The organism is Bradyrhizobium sp. AZCC 1693 (genome assembly GCF_036924745.1).
GTDB lineage: Bacteria > Pseudomonadota > Alphaproteobacteria > Rhizobiales > Xanthobacteraceae > Bradyrhizobium.
Genome location: NZ_JAZHSD010000001.1, coordinates 3,504,605 through 3,522,278, shown reverse-complemented (window position 1 = coordinate 3,522,278; position 17,674 = coordinate 3,504,605). Strand labels below are relative to the sequence as shown.

15 protein-coding genes and 1 pseudogene are annotated in these 17,674 nt (G+C 62.4%); 9 read left to right on the top strand and 7 right to left on the bottom strand.

Annotated features, from left to right (window positions below):
• Positions 1 to 51: 51 nt before the first annotated feature.
• Together V1293_RS16760 and V1293_RS16755 are read right to left on the bottom strand one after the other, a co-directional pair.
• Positions 52 to 1,329, bottom strand: a complete 1,278-nt coding sequence (locus V1293_RS16760) for a hypothetical protein (RefSeq protein ID WP_334511001.1) — start codon at positions 1,327 to 1,329, stop codon at positions 52 to 54.
• A gap of 129 nt (positions 1,330 to 1,458) precedes the next feature.
• A complete protein-coding gene (locus V1293_RS16755; protein ID WP_334511000.1) occupies positions 1,459 to 2,088 on the bottom strand; it encodes a DUF1134 domain-containing protein in 630 nt (209 codons plus the stop codon).
• Between the two features lie 110 nt (positions 2,089 to 2,198).
• Here V1293_RS16755 and V1293_RS16750 point away from each other — a divergent pair, with 110 nt between their 5' ends.
• Entirely contained in the window at positions 2,199 to 2,705 is a 507-nt protein-coding gene (locus V1293_RS16750; protein ID WP_334510999.1) for a YHS domain-containing (seleno)protein, read from the top strand.
• A gap of 31 nt (positions 2,706 to 2,736) precedes the next feature.
• On the opposite strand, the gene cysQ is transcribed toward V1293_RS16750, so the two are convergent.
• On the bottom strand, positions 2,737 to 3,555 hold the full coding sequence (gene cysQ / locus V1293_RS16745) for a 3'(2'),5'-bisphosphate nucleotidase CysQ (protein ID WP_334510998.1): 819 nt from the start codon (positions 3,553 to 3,555) through the stop codon (positions 2,737 to 2,739).
• Between the two features lie 149 nt (positions 3,556 to 3,704).
• Here cysQ and chpT point away from each other — a divergent pair, with 149 nt between their 5' ends.
• From chpT to V1293_RS16715, 6 genes are all read left to right on the top strand, one after another.
• Positions 3,705 to 4,352, top strand: coding sequence for a histidine phosphotransferase ChpT (chpT, locus tag V1293_RS16740; RefSeq protein ID WP_334510997.1), 648 nt, complete (start codon positions 3,705 to 3,707; stop codon positions 4,350 to 4,352).
• A gap of 216 nt (positions 4,353 to 4,568) precedes the next feature.
• A complete protein-coding gene (locus V1293_RS16735) occupies positions 4,569 to 7,322 on the top strand; it encodes a hybrid sensor histidine kinase/response regulator (protein ID WP_334510996.1) in 2,754 nt (917 codons plus the stop codon).
• A gap of 72 nt (positions 7,323 to 7,394) precedes the next feature.
• Positions 7,395 to 7,865 carry a chemotaxis protein CheW gene (locus tag V1293_RS16730; RefSeq protein ID WP_334510995.1) on the top strand — a complete coding sequence of 157 codons (471 nt, stop codon included), beginning with the start codon at positions 7,395 to 7,397 and terminating at the stop codon, positions 7,863 to 7,865.
• Positions 7,866 to 7,923: 58 nt separating this feature from the next.
• Positions 7,924 to 8,289 carry a response regulator gene (locus V1293_RS16725; RefSeq protein ID WP_108517399.1) on the top strand — a complete coding sequence of 122 codons (366 nt, stop codon included), beginning with the start codon at positions 7,924 to 7,926 and terminating at the stop codon, positions 8,287 to 8,289.
• Between the two features lie 82 nt (positions 8,290 to 8,371).
• Positions 8,372 to 9,541, top strand: a complete 1,170-nt coding sequence (locus V1293_RS16720; RefSeq protein ID WP_334510994.1) for a protein-glutamate methylesterase/protein-glutamine glutaminase — start codon at positions 8,372 to 8,374, stop codon at positions 9,539 to 9,541.
• On the top strand, positions 9,538 to 10,416 hold the full coding sequence (locus tag V1293_RS16715) for a CheR family methyltransferase (protein ID WP_334510993.1): 879 nt from the start codon (positions 9,538 to 9,540) through the stop codon (positions 10,414 to 10,416). Before V1293_RS16720 ends, V1293_RS16715 begins: the two co-directional genes overlap by 4 nt.
• A gap of 173 nt (positions 10,417 to 10,589) precedes the next feature.
• Here V1293_RS16715 and V1293_RS16710 read toward each other — a convergent pair whose 3' ends face one another.
• From V1293_RS16710 to V1293_RS16700, 3 genes are read right to left on the bottom strand one after another with little or no spacing between them, the layout of a single operon-like run.
• Positions 10,590 to 11,747: a glutathionylspermidine synthase family protein gene (locus V1293_RS16710; RefSeq protein ID WP_334510992.1), complete on the bottom strand. Its 1,158-nt coding sequence runs from the start codon at positions 11,745 to 11,747 to the stop codon at positions 10,590 to 10,592.
• Between the two features lie 5 nt (positions 11,748 to 11,752).
• Positions 11,753 to 12,172 carry a hypothetical protein gene (locus V1293_RS16705; RefSeq protein WP_334510991.1) on the bottom strand — a complete coding sequence of 140 codons (420 nt, stop codon included), beginning with the start codon at positions 12,170 to 12,172 and terminating at the stop codon, positions 11,753 to 11,755.
• A 2-nt stretch (positions 12,173 to 12,174) separates the two neighbouring features.
• Positions 12,175 to 12,579 (bottom strand): DUF350 domain-containing protein, encoded by a 405-nt coding sequence (locus V1293_RS16700; protein WP_334510990.1) that lies wholly within the window; start codon positions 12,577 to 12,579, stop codon positions 12,175 to 12,177.
• Positions 12,580 to 12,805: 226 nt separating this feature from the next.
• Between V1293_RS16700 and V1293_RS16695 the strand changes: the two genes are divergently transcribed.
• Complete coding sequence (locus tag V1293_RS16695) at positions 12,806 to 15,373, top strand: toll/interleukin-1 receptor domain-containing protein (RefSeq protein ID WP_334510989.1); 2,568 nt, start codon at positions 12,806 to 12,808, stop codon at positions 15,371 to 15,373.
• A gap of 272 nt (positions 15,374 to 15,645) precedes the next feature.
• Here V1293_RS16695 and V1293_RS16690 read toward each other — a convergent pair.
• A pseudogene (locus V1293_RS16690) lies at positions 15,646 to 16,071 on the bottom strand (DUF4126 domain-containing protein); the annotation flags it as partial.
• Positions 16,072 to 16,489: 418 nt separating this feature from the next.
• On the opposite strand from V1293_RS16690, the gene V1293_RS16685 reads away from it, so the two are divergent.
• On the top strand, positions 16,490 to 17,641 hold the full coding sequence (locus tag V1293_RS16685; RefSeq protein ID WP_334510988.1) for a DUF937 domain-containing protein: 1,152 nt from the start codon (positions 16,490 to 16,492) through the stop codon (positions 17,639 to 17,641).
• Positions 17,642 to 17,674: the final 33 nt, after the last annotated feature.

Below are 17,674 nucleotides of genomic sequence, written 5' to 3'. Positions count from 1 at the left end.
CAAGCGATCAGTCGGGCCGTAACGTCGCGTTTTCGCGCGAAGTAGGGCGAATTACGCCCCCTGCTGGCGGGCGCGGGAGGCGTGCGACTGTAGCGCGCGGATGCGTTCGGCCAGCGTCCCGCCGCCTTCCGCGGGGGCGGTGCCGGCGACGTCGTTGGCAGGCTTGGCCGGGGTTTTCGGCACGGCCGGTTCCGCGGCCAGCATGGCCTCGATCGCCGAATTCGGGCCTTCGAGCTGCATCGCGAGTTTTGCGACCTCGGCGGCGATGTCGTTGATGCGCTCGCGCAGCAGCGCGTTTTCCATCCGCTCGGTCTGCCACGAGCTTTCGGCCTGCTGCTGGATCGCGTTGATGTCACGCTGCAGTTTTGCGCGCTCGTCGCGGGCGACACGAAGCTGCTCCTCGACCGCGGCTTTTTCGCTGCGCAGTTTTTCGACGACCGGGGACTTGCCGCCGTTCATCGCCGCGATCTCCTCGCGCAGTTCGCGCGCGGCGCGTTCGGTGTTTTCGTTCGCCTGCCGGAGCTGGTTGTTTTCGTATTCGCGTTCGGCAAGCATCTTGCCTTGCGTGGCCAGCCGCGCTTCGAGGTCGTTGACGCGGTTGCCGAGCATCTCGGCTTCCTTGACCTGGACGATCAATTGTCGGTCGAGGTCGGTAACGCGCTGGCTCAAATTTTCGACGCGGCTGCGCGCTTCGCTCAGCTCTTGCGTCGCGCGCTCGGAGTCGGCGCGCTCCTGGGTGAGGCGAGCCTGCGTCGTCGAAAATTCCTTTTCGGCGTCGCCGACGCGGCCCTTCAGTTGCTCGATCTGTGTGCGCACCGCGACCAGCTCGACCTGGCGGCTGTCCGCCGTCATCGCACGATCATTCAATTCCTGATTGATCCTGGCGAGCTCGGCCTGCTTGTCGGTCAGCGCCGCTTCGGCGTTACGCAACAGTTCGGTCTTGGCCGCAAATTCCTCTTCGGTGGCGCGCAACTGCTCCTTCACCGCCTTCTCGCGCGCTTCGAGCGAGAAGATCGTGGCGTTCTTTTCGCCGAGCTCGATCTTCATGCGGTTGATCGCGTCGCTCTTCTTGCCGAGTTCGGCGAGCTGGCTGGTCGTCTTGTTCTTGAGCTGCTCGACGCTCATTTCGAGCCGCCGCGCCGACATCGCGAATTCCGCGCGCAGCTGATCCTTGTCGGCCTGGATCTCGGCCATCGACAGCGGAGTTGCCGCCTCGAGCCGCCGCGTCGTCAGCCGCACCGCACGGTTATGCACCAGCGGCACGATCATCAGACCGAGCAGCATGGAGACCAGAAAACCGATCGCCAGATACATGATCGGCTCGATCATGGATGGTTACTCCACACAGACAAGGATTCGTTAATCACAATGCCACGCCGGGCCGGGGCAACGCCAGCCTATTGCCGCGTTAACCTGAATCGGCGGGACGAGATGCGTGTGGATATCCGAAAAACGGGCTCAGAACGGGTTCCAGGTCGCGCGCGGGGTATATTTGAGATAGCCGACATTGGCGCCGAGCCGCAGGCCGATGCCGGAGCGGATCGGCACCAGCACGATGTTGTTGGCGGTGAGCGCGGTCATGCCGAAGCCGCCGACGATATAGGCGGAGCCGTCGATTCCTACGAAGCGCTGATAGATCGCGTTGGTGGCGGGCAGGTTGTAGACCAGCGTCATGGTGCGCGCGCCGTCGCCGCCCCAGTCGAAGCCGACCGACGGTCCCTGCCAGTAGACCCGCAAGTCGCCGGCGTTCTTGGTGTAGAGCGTGCCTTCGCCGTACCGCAGGCCTGCCACGAAAGCGCCCGAGCCTTCCTCGCCGAGCACATAGCCGTTGGGAAGGCCCCATTGGCTGACCGCCCGCTCGATGACCGAGGCCAGCCCGCGCGAGACATTGCCGAAGAACTTGTGCCCGGCCGAAACCAGTTCGTCGGGTCCAAAGGCCTCGGGCCCCGCTTGGCGTTGCGGCGGCGGATAGGGTGCCGGCTGCTGCTGCGGATATGGTGCCTGCTGCGGCTGCTGCGCGGAAGCCTGCACGGTCCAGCACATCAGCGCGGCGAACGTCACCGCGGCAAGGCGTGAAGCAAACGTCATGAAAGAACCCCTGGCATCGAAATTCTGGCCGCCGCCTTAACCTGACGCCAACAGCATGGCTCTAGGTTGCGCCCAGTGTCCCCTCGACTCGCATGTTATCGGCACCAACTATGACGGCACAACGGCAGGAAAGATACGGTTCGCGCCCCGGAATAGCCCTTTTTGCCTTATTGGCAGGCTTTTTTGCTGCGCTCAGCCTTGATTTCGCCGCGTGGGCCGCGACCACCGAGCGCGTGGTCGTGAACCGCTATTCCGGACTCGCCATCGAGGGCTTCGATCCCGTCGCCTATTTCACCGAATCCATGGCGGCCCAAGGGTTGCCCGACTTCGAGGCCCGCGAAGCCGGCGCCATCTGGCGTTTCCGCAACCAGGGCAATCGCGCCTCTTTCGTGGCGCATCCGGAAATCTACGGGCCCCAGTTCGGCGGCTATGACCCGGTCGATCTGGGACGAGGGGTAACGTATGCGGGCAACCCGCGCTTTTGGGTGGTCGCGGGCCAGCGGCTCTATCTGTTCGGCCGCGAGGAAAATCGCGATGCGTTCGCCGCCGAGCCGGCACGTTTCCTGAAAGACGCCGCCGCGCGCTGGCCGGCCTTGGAGCGAGGGCTCGCGCAGTAACGCGCTGCCGTAGCCCGGGCGACGAAAAAACTCACACCTTCGCCTTGGGATCGCCCCAGGCGATGAATTCCGGAACGATGAAGTCTCCTCGCCCGGTGCCAAAAACCAGCGCCGCACCGTTTGAATCCGTGATCCTGCCGCCGGCGGCCTCGACGACCGCATGGCCCGCAGCCACGTCCCATTCGGAGACCGGCGACAGCCGGGGATAGATATCGACGGAGCCCTCGGCCACCCGGCCGAGTTTGACCGCCGAGCCGAGTTCGCACCGTACCGCGCCCGGCCTTGCCGCAATGAAGGCTTCGGTCCTGGCATCGCCATGCGAGCGGCTGACCGCGACCGTCCACGGCTGGCCGCGCGGCGGGCAGGGACGGGTCCGAATCGGCTCGATCAGCGGTTTACCCTTGCCAAGCGTCAGCCGTTCCGCGCCGCGTCCGACAATGCCGCGCCAGATCAGCCCGAGCGCGGGCGCGCTGATGATGCCGAGCAGCGGCGTTCCGTGGGTCACCAGCGCCAGATTGACGGTGAATTCGTTGCGGCCGGCGACGAATTCCTTGGTGCCGTCCAGCGGGTCGATCAGGAAGAAGCTTTCCTTGTGGGGCAGCGCGGCCGGCTCGGCGCGCTCTTCCGACAGCGACGGTATGTCAGGCGCCACCTGGGCAAGGCCCTCGGCGATGATCCGGTCGGCCGCCAGATCGGCCTCGGTTACCGGCGATCCGTCGGTCTTGCCGTCGACCTTCATGGCGGAACGGTTGACCGCGAGGATGGCCGCACCCGCCCGGATCACGATGTCGGTCAGCGGTTCGATCAGCGCCGCGGCGGCATCGCGGTCGAGTGGATGTGCCTCATTCATGAGCTAGGCCTATTTGCTGTTGCCTTGCCTTACCATTGCCGCCCCGTGCTGGCAGCAGGGGGCTGCGCAGTGTATCAAACCGATAAGCACGCGTGATTCGTAACTGCCCGCCAGCCATTTGCGACCAGGCGGCTTTCCAGGAACCCATGATGTCTGGCACTTCGTCTCCCGGTCCGGCTCCCGATGCCCTCGAACTTGCGGCGCTGTTGTGTTCGCGGGTCTGTCACGATCTCATCAGCCCGGTGGGCGCGATCGTCAATGGGCTTGAGGTGCTTGACGACAACCCGAAGCCCGAAGACCGCGATTTCGCGCTCGATCTGATCCGCAAGAGCGCCAAGACCGCCTCCGCACGATTGCAGTTCTGCCGCCTGGCGTTTGGCGCTGCGGGATCGGCGGGCGCGCAGATCGATCTCGGCGATGCGCAGACCATGGCGCGCGGCCATATCGAGGACGGCAAGATCACCATCACCTGGAATCTGCCGCGGCTATTGCTGCCGAAGAACCGCGTCAAGCTGCTGTTGAACATGCTGATCATTGCGCAGCAGACGATCCCGCGCGGCGGTACGCTGACGATAGATCCGATCGGCGACGGCGAGACGATGAGTTTTCGCGTGACCTCGGCTGGCCTGAACGCCCGCCTGCCGCAGAACATTGCCGATCTCCTGAGCGCGAATTCGACGGCTTCCGTCGATGCGCATGCGGTGCAGCCTTACTATACGCGGCTGTTGGCGCAGGCCTGCGGGCTCAGCGTGACGCTGGCGCCCGACGGGGAAAAAGTGGTCGTTACCGCAGCCTGAAGCGCGCCAACGCGCAAACCCTGAACGCGTTTAGGCGCGATCATGGTTAACCAAGTGTTGAAAACAGGCGGCAGAATTCATTTCTGCCGTCTTATCTCTTTGTTGATCCCGTTCTTTTCCATTTGAGCAACCAATATTAAACGCTTTGCATAGAAGCTGGCCTCGTTCCGTAAGGCGCGTCGATGTCGCGTGCCGGTGCGTACGAAGGCCAGTTTCATGGATGATTTGTTGCGGGAGTTTTTGACCGAGACCAGCGAGAGCCTGGATACGGTCGACAATCAGTTGGTGCGGTTCGAGCAGGACCCGAGCGACGCGAAGATCCTGGATAACATCTTCCGCCTGGTCCACACCATCAAGGGCACCTGCGGCTTCCTGGGGCTGCCGCGGCTGGAAGCGCTGGCCCATGCCGGCGAGACCTTGATGGGCAAATTCCGCGACGGCATGCCGGTCAAGGCCGAAGCCGTGACGCTGATCCTGTCCTCGATCGACCGCATCAAGGAAATCCTCGCCGGTCTCGAAGCCACCGAGACCGAGCCCGAAGGCACTGACGAGGACCTGATCGAGCAGCTGCATGCGATGGCCGAAGGCGCCAAGCATGCGGCGGCCGAAGCGCGCCCCGAACCCGCGCCTGTCCCCGTGGTGGCCGCACCGCCGGTGCAGCCCGCAATGACGGCGGGCACGCTGGTGGACCAGGTGCTGGAACGCCCGCTGCGTCCCGGCGAGGTCTCGCTCGACGACCTCGAACGCGCCTTCCGCGAGACCAAGACCGAAGTCGCCCCGGCGCCCAAGCCCGCGCCGGCCGCTGTCGCCAAGCAGGCCGCACCTGCGCCCGCGCCGGAAGCCAAGGAAGCCGCGAAGGAAACCGTCAAGGCAAAGCCTGCCAAGCGTGCCGCGGTCGCCGACACCGACGTCCAGGAAGCCGACAAGATCGCCAACCAGTCGATCCGCGTCAACGTCGACACGCTCGAACATCTGATGACCATGGTCTCCGAGCTGGTCTTGACCCGCAACCAGCTGCTGGAGATCTCCCGCCGCAACGAGGACACCGAGTTCAAGGTGCCGCTGCAGCGGCTCTCCAACGTCACCGCCGAGTTGCAGGAAGGCGTCATGAAGACGCGGATGCAGCCGATCGGCAATGCCTGGCAGAAGCTGCCGCGCATCGTCCGCGACCTCTCCGGCGAACTCGGCAAGCAGATTGAATTGGAAATGCACGGCGCCGACACCGAGCTCGACCGCCAGGTGCTCGACCTGATCAAGGATCCGTTGACGCACATGGTGCGCAACTCCGCCGACCACGGCCTGGAGACCCCGGCCGAGCGGCTGGCTTCCGGCAAGGGCGAGCAGGGCACCATTCGCCTGTCCGCCTATCACGAGGGCGGCCACATCATCATCTGCATCGCGGATAATGGCCGCGGGCTCAACACCGAGCGGATCAAGGCCAAGGCGCTGCAGAACGGTCTCGTCACCGAGGCCGAACTGGAGAAGATGACCGAAGCCCAGATCCACAAGTTCATCTTTGCGCCGGGCTTCTCCACCGCGGCTGCCGTCACCTCGGTCTCCGGCCGCGGCGTCGGCATGGACGTGGTGCGCACCAATATCGACCAGATCGGCGGCACCATCGACATCAAGTCGGTGGCCGGCGAGGGCTCTTCCGTCACCATCAAGATCCCGCTGACCTTGGCCATCGTCTCGGCCCTGATCGTGGAGGCCGCCGGCGACCGCTTTGCGATCCCGCAGCTCTCCGTGGTCGAGCTGGTGCGGGCGCGCGCCAACTCCGAACACCGCATCGAGCGCATCAAGGACACCGCGGTGCTTCGCCTGCGCAACAAGCTGTTGCCGCTGATGCACCTGAAGAAGCTGTTGAAGATCGACGACGGTTCGTCAAGCGATCCCGAGAACGGCTTCATCGTGGTCACCCAGGTCGGCAGCCAGACCTTTGGCATCGTGGTCGACGGCGTGTTCCATACCGAAGAAATCGTGGTCAAGCCGATGTCGACCAAGCTGCGGCACATCGACATGTTCTCCGGCAACACCATTCTGGGCGATGGCGCCGTCATCATGATCATCGACCCCAACGGCATTGCCAAGGCGCTCGGCGCCTCCGGCGCCTCGGCCCATGAGATGGCCGACGAGGCCTCCGCGGCGCATGCGATCGGCGGCGAGCAGCTCACCTCGCTCTTGGTGTTCCGCGCCGGTTCCAGCCAGCCCAAGGCGGTCCCGCTCGGGCTCGTCACCCGGCTGGAGGAGATCGCCACCGACAAGATCGAGCTCTCAAACGGCCGCTACATGGTGCAGTACCGCGAGCAATTGATGCCGCTGGTGCAGATGAAGGGGGTCACCGTCCAGACCACAGGCTCGCAGCCGATCCTGGTGTTCGCCGACGACGGCCGCTCGATGGGGCTCGTGGTCGACGAGATCATCGACATCGTCGAGGAGCGGCTGCACATCGAGGTCGCCGGCCAGCAGGACGGCATCCTGGGTTCGGCCGTGATCAAGGGCCAGGCCACCGAAGTGATCGACGTCGGCCACTTCCTGCCGATGGCGTTTGCCGACTGGTTCTCGCGCAAGGAGATGCGGGAGTCTTCGACGGCGCGATCGGTGCTGCTGGTCGACGACTCAGCGTTCTTCCGCAACATGCTGGCGCCGGTCCTGAAGGCCGCCGGCTACAAGGTGCGGGTCGCGGTCAACGCGCAGGAGGGGCTCGCCGCGCTGCGTTCGAACCAGACCTACGATGTGGTGCTGACCGACATCGAAATGCCGGACATGAACGGCTTCGAGTTTGCCGAAACCATCCGCGCCGACAACAATCTGAGCACGATGCCGATCATCGCTTTGTCCTCGCTGGTGTCGCCGGCGGCGATCGAGCGCGGGCGGCAGGCCGGCTTCCACGATTACGTCGCCAAGTTCGACCGTCCCGGCCTGATCGCGGCGCTGAAGGAACAGACCGCCGAGGTCAGGAACGCGGCCTAAGGAATAGAGCATGATCCGGAAAAGTGGGAACCGGTTTTCCGAAAAGATCATGCTCAAACAAGGTAAGTGACCATGACAACCAAGACCGAGACCATCGAGGGCACCGTGGCCGAATACGTCACCGCCGTGATCGGCGGGCAATTGTTCGGCCTGCCGATCTCGCGGGTGCAGGACGTGTTCATGCCGGAACGGCTGACGCGGGTGCCGCTGGCCTCCAGCGAGATCGCCGGCGTGCTCAACCTGCGCGGCCGCATCGTCACCGTGGTCGACATGCGCGCCCGCCTGGGCCTGCCGAAGAACGACGACGGCAAGCCGCCGATGGCGGTCGGCGTCGATCTGCGCGGCGAGTCCTACGGCCTTTTGATCGACCAGATCGGCGAGGTCTTGAAACTTCACGACAACGGCCGCGAGGAAAACCCCGTCAATCTCGATCCCCGCATGGCCAAGCTGGCCGGCGGCGTTCACCGTCTCGACGGCCAGCTCATGGTCGTCCTCGACATCGATCGCGTTCTCGAAATCATGCCGGACCTGATGGCGGCATGAAGACCGAACCTGGAACGGAAACATCCCTGTTGGGATCTGGTGCAATTGGAGGCCTAAAATGAAAACATGTCTGGTCGTCGATGACTCGAGCGTCATCCGAAAAGTCGCCCGCCGCATCCTCGAAGGTCTCGACTTTCAGATCGTCGAAGCCGAGGACGGCCAAAAGGCGCTTGAAGTCTGCAAGCGCGCCATGCCCGAAGCGGTTCTGCTCGACTGGAACATGCCGGTCATGGACGGCTACGAATTCCTCGGCAATCTGCGCCGCATGCCCGGCGGCGACGCGCCCAAGGTGGTGTTCTGCACCACCGAAAACGACGTCGCACACATTGCGCGCGCGCTGCATGCCGGCGCCAACGAGTACATCATGAAGCCGTTCGACAAGGACATCGTCACCGCGAAGTTCCAGGAAGTCGGCCTGCTCTGATCTTGAGCAGGTGATCCCGGCGGCTCAACGGCCTTCGGCGTTGTCTTGTAAGTGTGCCGCTTGAGTTGGGTCGGGTGAATTGATGAGTGTTGCGTTAACGAGGTCTCCACCACCAATCTCGACACGGCAAGACAAGCTGCGCGTCATGGTGGTCGACGACTCCGTCGTGATCCGCGGGATGATCTCGCGCTGGATCGGCGCCGAGCCGGACATGGAGGTCTCGGCCTCCCTGCGCACCGGTCTCGACGCCGTCAACCAGATCGAGCGCATCAAGCCCGATGTTGCCGTGCTCGATATCGAAATGCCGGAACTCGACGGCATTTCGGCGCTGCCGCAACTCTTGGCGAAAAAACGCGACCTCGTCATCATCATGGCGTCGACGCTGACCCGCCGCAATGCTGAGATCAGCTTCAAGGCGCTTTCGCTCGGCGCCTCCGACTACATTCCAAAGCCGGAGAGCACGCGCGAGGCCACCGCGGCCGAGACCTTCCACCACGATCTGATTCAGAAGATTCGTCATCTGGGCGCCAGGGCCCGCCGGCGTGCGCAGCCTGCCGCGAGCCCGTCGATGGCGCCGGCCCCCGAGCGGGCACGCGGAGTATTGGCCCAGCCGCTCGCCGCGCCGGTTGCGCAACTGCAACTGGCGCGTCAGCCCTTCAGCATGCTGGCGCCGCGGGTGCTCCTGATCGGCTCGTCGACCGGTGGCCCGCAGGCGCTGATGACGCTGGTTGCCGACATCGGCCCGGTGATCGATCGTTTTCCGGTGCTGATCACCCAGCACATGCCGCCGACCTTCACCACGATTCTCGCCGAGCATCTGGGGCGCGCGAGCCGCCGGCCGGCGCATGAGGCCGTCGATGGCGAGACCGTCAAGCCCGGCCGGATCTATCTTGCGCCGGGCGGCCGCCACATGCGCGTGGTGCGCCATGGCACCGAGACCGCGATCGCGCTCGACGACGGGCCGCCGGTGAATTTCTGCAAACCCGCGGTGGACCCGCTGTTCAACTCCGCCATCGACGTCTGGCAGGGCGGCATCATGTCGGTGATTCTGACCGGCATGGGCTCCGACGGCATGCGCGGCGGCAAGGACATCGTCGCTGCCGGCGGCAGCGTGATTGCCCAGGACGAAGCGACCAGCGTGGTGTGGGGCATGCCAGGCGCGGCCGCCAATGCAGGTATTTGCGCGGCGGTTCTGCCGCTCAATCAGATCGCGCCCAAACTGGTTCGGTTGTTTTCGGGAGATCGTTCGTGACGCCTTCAGACTATGAGTATCTGCGTAAGCTTCTGAAAGAGCGCTCCGGGCTCGATCTTTCGGCCGACAAGCAATATCTGGTCGAAAGCCGGCTGTTGCCGCTGGCGCGCAAGGCCAGCCTGCCAGGCATTTCCGAGCTCGTCGAGAAGATGAAGGGCGGAGCCAACGCGCTGACGGCGGAGGTGGTCGAAGCGATGACCACCAACGAGACGTTCTTCTTCCGCGACAAGATTCCGTTCGATCATTTGCGGGAGACGGTCATCCCGGCGATGGCGCAGGCGCGCGCGGCCCGCCGTTCCCTGCGCATCTGGTGCGCGGCTTCCTCCACCGGGCAGGAGCCGTACTCGATTGCGATGTGCCTGAAGGAAGCAGGTTCCCTGCTGTCGGGCTGGCGCACCGAGATTGTCGCGACCGATCTGTCGCAGGCGGTGCTGGAAAAATCGAAGGCCGGAATCTTCAGCCAGTTCGAGGTGCAGCGCGGATTGCCGATCGGGTTGCTGGTGAAATATTTCACCCAGAACGGCGAGCTCTGGCAGATCAATGCCGAGATCCGCAGCATGGTGCAGCATCGTCAACTCAACCTGCTGCAGGACTTCTCCCATCTCGGCGTGTTCGACATCATCTTCTGCCGCAACGTGCTGATCTATTTCGATCAGAATACCAAGACCAATATCTTCGAGCGGCTCTCCCGGATGATGGAGCCCGACGGCGTGCTGGCGCTGGGGGCTGCCGAATCCGTGGTCGGCATCACCAACACCTTCAAGCCCTATCCGGAGCGCCGCGGACTTTATCGTCCCAACATCGCGCCGGTGATACGGGTGGGGACGTCAACCCTGGTGCCGCAAGCCCTGCGGGCGGTCGCCGCCGCGCGCTGATCTCGCTCTTCGCCTCGCCTCTTTGCGGGGAGAGGTCGAAGCCGAAGGCTTCGGGTGAGGGGGCTCTCGGCGCACTCCAATCGTCATTGGGATTCGCGGATGGGCCCCTCACCCCGACCCTCTCCCCGTAAGAACGGGGCGAGGGAGAAGAGCTCACGCCCGCATATCCCGCTCTACAAAATCGCGTGCGGCACGAAGCGTGACGTGTTGCCGGTGATCGGGTTCTCGTCCTCGCGGATCGACAGGCCGCATGGCGTGTGATCGACCAGCCAGCTTCCAAGCACCGGGTACTGGTCGGCGAAGCTCGGCAGCGGCGCGAAAGCCTGCCGGATGAATCCTTCCGCGCCGTACGGGCCTTGCTGTTCCATCAGCGTGGTGCCGGCGCTGACCAGCGCGACATTGGCGCCCTCGCGCGAATAGAGCGGCTTGCGCACGAACGAGGAGCCGAGCATCGCCGCCTTCGGATCGTCCTCGAAATAGGCCGGCAGCAAATTGGGGTGCTTCGGAAACATCTCCCATAGCAGCGGTAGAATACCCTTGTTGGAGAGGATCGCCTTCCAGGGCGGCTCGATCCAGCGTGTCGGCGCGGTCGCGAGCTTCGCGCCGAACGCGTCCTGAAACATCCATTCCCAGGGATAGAGCTTGAAGGCGAGCTCAATTCCGAGATCGTCGAGATCGACGAAGCGGCCATCGCCGCCCAGTCCGACATCCCTGATATCCATCAGCGTCGTCTTCAATCCGGCTTGGCTCGCGGTGTCCTGCAGATAGGCCAGCGTGCCGGCATCCTCGGCATTGTCGGTCATTCCGGCGAGATGCAAATGCTTCGCGCCACCGTGTTTCTTCCAGGCGTCGATCAGGCGCTCATGAATTGAATTGAACTGGTCGGCGCGCTTCGGGATGATGTTGCGCTCCATCGCCTGTTCGAGCCAGGTCCACTGAAAAACCGCCGCTTCGAAAATCGAGGTCGGCGTATCCGCGTTGTACTCCAGCAGTTTCGCCGGGCTCCAGCCGTCGTAGCTCAGGTCCAGCCGGCCATAGAGGCTGGCGTCGTGGCGGCGCCAGCTCTCGGACAGCAGCGGCCAGAAGGCTTCGGGTATTTTCAGCCGGCGCAGATATTTTTCGTCGGTGATGGCGCGGCCGACCAGTTCGAGGCACATCGCATCGATCTCGCCGGTGGGCGCCTCGATCCGCCGTTCGATCTCGTTCAGCGTGAACGCGTAGTAGGCCCGTTCGTCCCAATAGCGCTCGCCGTTGATGGTGTGAAACGTGAAGCCTGTGCTTTCGGCGGTGGCACGCCAATCGTCGCGTTCGGGGCAGGGGATGCGCTGCATGAACGTCAGCCGCCGGAGAAGCCGACGGCGTGCCCGAACGAGCCGAAGCCGCCGCGCTGCGCGCTGTGCGAGCCGGAATCGGAAGTGCCAGAGGATGAATGGCTTGAGGACGAATCGCTTGAGTAGTAGCTGCTGCGCGACGAGCCGCCGCCGGAACCGCCACCGGAACCGCCATGGCTGCTGGATGAAGATCCGCGCGACGAGCATTCGGCATTGCTTTGCTGGAGCGACGAGGCCGCATTCGGCGATGGCTCGCAATTGCGGTTCGGCATCAGTGCGTAAGCGGCGCTGCCGACCGCGAACGTACCCATCAGCAGCAGCGCAACATGGCCCGAACGCTTCGCCGGCGGTTGAGCGGGACGCGGCGAAGCCGGCACCGAGACCGGTTTGCGCTTGCCGAAATCCTTGTCTGATTTGTCGGCCATGGTCAGTAGATCATGCAGGCGGCGTTGAGGGCGCCGGCGGCGAGCGAGGCCAGCCCGAGCCAGATCGCGGCGGCGAGCTCGCCGGAAGCGATCCGCTCCGACAATTTCGGCACCGGAACCCTGACGAGGAAATAGACGATGATCTGCACGATCAGCGCGATCGCAGCCCAGATCAGGCAGTCCCAGACATTGGCGGAATGCGCGATGGCGCTGACCAGCGGCAACACGAAGCCGAGCAGGCTCAAACCCAGCGCAATCGCCGCTGCCGGCTCGTTGGCGCGGATCAGATCGAACTCGTTATGCGCGGTGACGCGGGTATAGACGAAGAGGTAGGCCACCACGGCGACAATCGCCGTGCAGAAATAGACCAGGAACGCCGGCAACCCGGCGAGGGATTGAAGGATCATTGCAGCGGGCCCAAAGACTAGTCAAGAACAGGATTGCACGTTCCGTTAGTCGACGCACTGCAAGATACGGTTCATTCGAAACCTGTCGTGAGGGGATTTTGCTGCGGCCTGTAGTCATCGAAGTCGAGCTTGGAGCTCGCAGCATAACGTCGGTGGTCGGCTGTTGTTGCAACCTTCCCGAGTATGTGAAATAAAGTCTGCGGACCAATTTGACAGGGGTCTCACTATGGCGGCAATTTTCTTTTCGCACGCCAGCCAAGATGATGCGTTAGCATCCGAGATAGAGGCTTGGCTGACGCACAAAGGCTTTGACGATATCTTTCTCGATCATGATTCTATCCGCTCGGGAGACAAATGGGCGGCAGCCCTGCGACGGGCGGGCGGATCTTGCCGAGTAGTGTTATCTCTGGTCACACCTGCTTGGTTAGCCTCAAGTGAATGTTTCGGTGAGTTTATGGCCGGCTGGTATGCCGGACGTCGCATGATCCCATTGATCTGCACAGCCGGAGCGATGCTTGATGACACGCAAGAGCAGCGACTGTCTCGTGTTCTCCTCGAAGATCAGGGTGTCGATATCGCGCGGGCGGGCGCTCCATCAGCGTTGAACCTTGATGCCTATCCGCACATTAGCGAACCTCTTACCGAAGGACTTCGCGCAGCGGGAGCTTTGGCCAAAGTAGGCCTCGATCCTTCGGTATTTTCGATCGAGGATGAGCGCGACGCAGAAGGAAACCTATTAAAGGCCCCGTTTCCGGGCCTGGAGAGCTTTGGAGATACCGATAGCGATGCCGCAATCTTCTACGGCCGCAGTTCCGAGATAGCCCAGGTATTGGACGACCTTCGCGAGTTTCGCGCCAGCGGTGACCGCCATGCCTACGGCTATGCTGCACGCGCCTATGTGATACAGGGAGCGTCCGGCTCGGGTAAATCGTCGCTACTCAAAGCGGGCGTGTTGCCGCGACTAAGGAGAGAACGCGGATGGGTCGCTTTGCGGAGCTTCCGACCGGGATCGGAACCGCTGCTCCATTTTGCCGAGGCGCTGGCCAAGCCTATCGAACGTCAAAATTTACTGCAGGCTCCTGGGGCAATCCGAGATCGATTGCTCAATAGCTGGCGCTCGGCAAAATCCGATGCAGATACTGCCAGGAAGGAATTGCCCAAAGGATTGTCGCCGGACGAACTGAGGGTTGTATCGCAAGAGATCGATCTGGTGATGCTGCGCCAACTGCGTGACCAGTTGGACACAGAAATTACTCCACTCAAGCTCAAAATGGATCGACCCGCTGCGACTGTTCTAATCGCTATTGATCAGGGTGAAGAGCTTGCCCAGGCCGTGGGCAACGGCGCTGATGCGTTTGCCGACTACGTGAGGGCAGCCCTCCTTCAGGTCTTGGAAGGTGAGCCCGCTTATTACGCCGTCGTCCTTACCGTGAGAACCGACAGCTTTCAGGAAGTGCAGACGTCTCCCCGTCTCGAGGGGCTTCGGACGCGGCTGTTTGATCTGAGGTCGTTGCCGATGTACCGCATTGCTGAGGCTATCGAGCAACCAGCCTCTCGCTATGGGGTCGAAATAGAGCCTCAACTGGTCGAAATGCTAATGGAAGATGCAGGTGGGAAAGACGCCCTTCCACTACTGGCGTTCACATTGCAGCGTCTCTGGCAACAATACGAGGTCGAGAAACGAATTCGCAAAGTCAATTATGAAAGCGTTGGGAAGCTGTTGGGATTGATTGAAGACGCTGCAGAACGGGCCCTTCGTGGATTTGATCCCGGTGCCGAACAAGGGCCCCTCAGCGGCAAGGTCTCACAAAGGCGAGATACATCCGGACAGCGTGTCTTTGTACCGTCGCTCGCGCAGGTCAATGAACGTGGCGGGACCATTCGTCGCGTGGCCAACCTAGAAAGCTTTGACGATGAAGCAAGAGAGATTTTGAGGTCATTCGAGAAGTGGAGGCTGGTCGTCACGAGCGGGCCTAGTGTCGAGGTGACCCATGAGGCACTGTTCCGTGCTTGGCCCCGGTTTCTTCGCTGGCTCGAACCGGAAAGGGCGCGACTTGAAACATTGCGCGCCATCGAAAGCGCGGCCTCAAGCTGGGATTCAAATGGGCGAAAAGCTGATTTCATCAGTCATTCAGGCAGGCGTCTTAGTCTAGGGCAAGCCCTGATGAAAGCCGACGATTTTCGAAAGCATATAGAGCGTAATTCAACTGTCGCAGATTATTTGAAGGCGGCGAGCCGCGTTGCACTCGGGTGGCGTATTGCAAACTGGTATGGTCTGTTCTTTGCTCTCCTCTATTTTGTTATCCTTGTCGGTGGCTTGCTCGCGGCCTACTTGACTGCTCAGTACGCTCTCCTGCCATTTATCCTCGGCGGAGCAATTGTGCGCCTCGCACTAGGTGCATTGGGTATCAGCTCAGCCTATTTGGCCGCGTCGTTTCGACAAGCGACGATTCGGTCCGGATTCCAATCCGACGTTGTCATGTTGTGTTTAACGGCGATTATAACGATCAGCGCGGTGTGGGCCGATTACGTATTCGTTTACCAAGACCTCGACATCCATTCGTTCGCACAGAAAATGGGAAAGTTGCTCGGTTTGGAAAGCGCCGGTCTGGATGATCGGGGCGTGTTCGCACTTGCCGCGGTCGGAGATTTCCTAAACTTGCTGGCGGTCCCGCCGCTGTCCTGGGCCTTTCTGCAATTTCTCGCGCTTGCCACGATTCCCTTCAAGTACTCTTTCCAAAAAATTCTGGGTGGGCAACTTGTGACGCCTTCTTACGGTGTCTCGACGAAATAAGCGCACTGCGCCACACCAAAAGCCATTGTTGCGCCAGTTAGCTAGCTTACTTACAAAAGGAGGGGACCTCGAAAAGCGCGCTTACCTCCCAAAAAACAAAAATCACGCCATTTTGCCGGGTCCAGTGGGGATGGGAGAGCCTTGCGGCTCGCCGGTAGGCTCTGGTTCAAGTGGGGATGCGCTCGTCCGCGGCTCGCGCACGACGTAGGCGCTGCTACAGACATGCGCATCGTTGACCCGTCGGACGGCAAAAGGAGTGGGGTAGGTTCTGTCTATTGTTCGTTTGGCCGATGCGATCCCCGAGCCAGGCCCCGGAGCAGGCGGTATGCCAGCCACAAGAAAAGGATGACCAGTGCGAGCGCGGCGAGCGGCGCTGTCAGCGCCAGGATCGAGATCAGCGAGGCGCTCCCGAGTTCGGCGGTTGCAACCGCCGAATTGCCAAGGCCGCCGGTGAAGACAGTGGATTTTGCTCTCAGCATTGCAGTCAAACCTTGCGTGATGCCGGCAACGCCACCTCCCGCAATAATGGCCGCCGTCCATTTCACCATCGGCGGCAGGTCGGTCATGACAGCGGCGGACACGATCGTGCCTGCGACGACGGCACCGGGCCTCGCCACCGTATCGAGCAGGTTGTCCACGCCGGGAATGTAGAACGCGGCGATCTCCACTACGGCTGCCGTGCCGAGCATGATGATGGCGGCTGGCGTGGAAGCCCTCGTTCAGGCTTGCATGTCCGGTGTAGGCTGCGCCGCTCAGAATAGCAGCGGCAGGAAAAGCCGAAAGCCGGTTGCTGCGGCGAGCTCAATGCCAAGCGCAACCGACAGTGCAAGATCCAGATTCGACATGTGCCGTAAGCTCCATCGGCCCCAGGGAAACGTGAAGGATCAGCGTGAAGGGTCAACGGCTGTCTCAACGGCGGCGATGTTTCCCCGATGCGACATCGCTTGCCCTGAACGCCGTTTCAAGTCGTTCGCTGGCTCCCAAATCGCAGCAGCTTTTGGGGAACTCGGATTAATCCGGGGAGGTTGTAATATAAGGTGATTAAACTTTGGAGACACAATCCAGACTGGACGAACTACCTGAGAAAATACCTGCACTCTGCTCGGGAGGATCGCCATGGCGAATTTGGTCTCTGTAGTGATGCAATGCCTTACGCCGGACATGATAGCGAAGATCGCTTCTGCTCTGGGTCTTGATCGCAATGTTGCGCAAAAAGCCATCGCGGGTGCGATTCCCGCGCTTCTTGCAAGCTTCGCTGACGTTGCCTCCACCCCCAATGGGGCGCGCCAGCTCACCAACACGCTGACACAACAATCCGGGTCGCTTGAGAGCCTCAAGAATCTCATCGGCGGTTCCGGTCAGAACTCGCTGGCGGAAACCGGATCGAGCATGCTTTCGGGCCTGTTCGGTGGCGGAACGCTGGACACAATGGCGCAGACGATAGGCCAGTTCGCCGGGATCGGTGAGGGCACCAGCAAGTCGATGCTCAGCATGCTTGGCCCCGTGGTCCTTGGTGCGTTAGGGCAGCAGCAACGCAGCACCGGTCTCGACGCAAGCGGGCTGGTGTCTCTCCTCACTTCACAGAAGGATCAGATCACCGCGGCAATACCGTCCGGTCTCGCCGGTCAGTTGAGTGCCGCCGGTCTCATCGACCGAGCGACCGAAAGCTTGCGCAGCGGTGCGGCGGCAGCCAGCGCGGCTGGCGGCCGAGTTGCAGAGGCTTCGGAGCAGACCATTTCCGGGGCTGGTCAGGCGGCCTCGGCGATGGCCAGTAGAACAGCGGTACCGCAATGGCCGTACTGGTTGGTCGCCGCGGTGGTATTGGGTGGTCTCGCCTGGCTCGCCCTTGGTCGTTCAGGGGAGGACACAGTCGCTCAGGTATCGCCTCCCGCCACGATGCGGACCGAGACCGGAACCGTGGGCAAGGCCCCGACGGATTTGACGGTCGGAGGGATGAATCTGGCGAACCAGATCAACTCGTCGGTTGGGTCGATCAGGACCGTGCTTCCCGGCATCACCGATGCCGCATCGGCCGAGGCCGCCCTGCCCAAACTGAAGGAAGCGACAGCTCAGCTGAATGAAGTCGGCTCGCGCGCGACGCAGCTGTCTCCTGAAGGAAAGATCACCCTCGTAAAGCTGATTGTGGCTGCGACCCCCACGATCAACCAGATGTGTGACAAGGTGCTGGCGACGCCCGGCGCTGGCGATATTGCGAAGCCGGCGATTGATGAGCTTCGAGGCAAGCTCGACGCCCTCGCGCGCTCCTGAATTTCAGAACGTCGTGCCGTCCGGCCTGCGCCG